The sequence below is a fragment of the Parvimonas sp. D9 genome, assembly GCF_035282565.1.
Taxonomy (GTDB): domain Bacteria; phylum Bacillota; class Clostridia; order Tissierellales; family Peptoniphilaceae; genus Parvimonas; species Parvimonas micra.
Map to the genome: position 1 here is coordinate 1 of NZ_JAYKBM010000062.1, position 435 is coordinate 435.

General features: G+C 53.6%; 1 protein-coding gene. It reads right to left on the reverse strand.

All coding sequences use genetic code 11. The features are described 5' to 3' along the window. Positions 1–74: 74 nt before the first annotated feature. Complete coding sequence (locus VJI94_RS08025; RefSeq protein WP_324000493.1) at positions 75–269, reverse strand: hypothetical protein; 195 nt, start codon at positions 267–269, stop codon at positions 75–77. Positions 270–435: the final 166 nt, after the last annotated feature.

Here is a 435-nt window from a genome sequence, read left to right on the forward strand (position 1 = left end):
CGGGCAAACAAAGGCCCTGTCTACAGGCTCTACCTGGCGGCACGGGCCAACTCTAGGCAAAAGAAAAGGGCAGGTCATCCCCACCCTTGTCTGGCCATAATCATGGCAGTCTCTAGCGCGTCCCTTTTGTCGTCCGTGTGGTACGCTGTGGCTTCACGTCTGTCCTTGGGTGCGTCACGGAACTCTGCTGTGTACTCGTGATAGTCCGAGTCATAGTAGACGATGACTGCATAGGTCAGAAGGACCTGATCCACCTTACGCTTGGTCATTAGAAGACCTCCTGTTCGAATGGATAGCATGCCATCAGTTCGCCATTGCTGTCCGTGATCACGATTGTTCCACGATCACCGTTGATGGTGACGTTGTAGCCCTGGTCATACCAGTCTTGGACCATCTGTAACATGTCTAAGGACTCCTCACCCTGTGTACCGTGCA

Bases quoted from the DNA above. Each gene is read 5' to 3' on its own strand.
- VJI94_RS08025 (WP_324000493.1), bottom strand. From the start codon at position 269: ATGACCAAGCGTAAGGTGGATCAGGTCCTTCTGACCTATGCAGTCATC.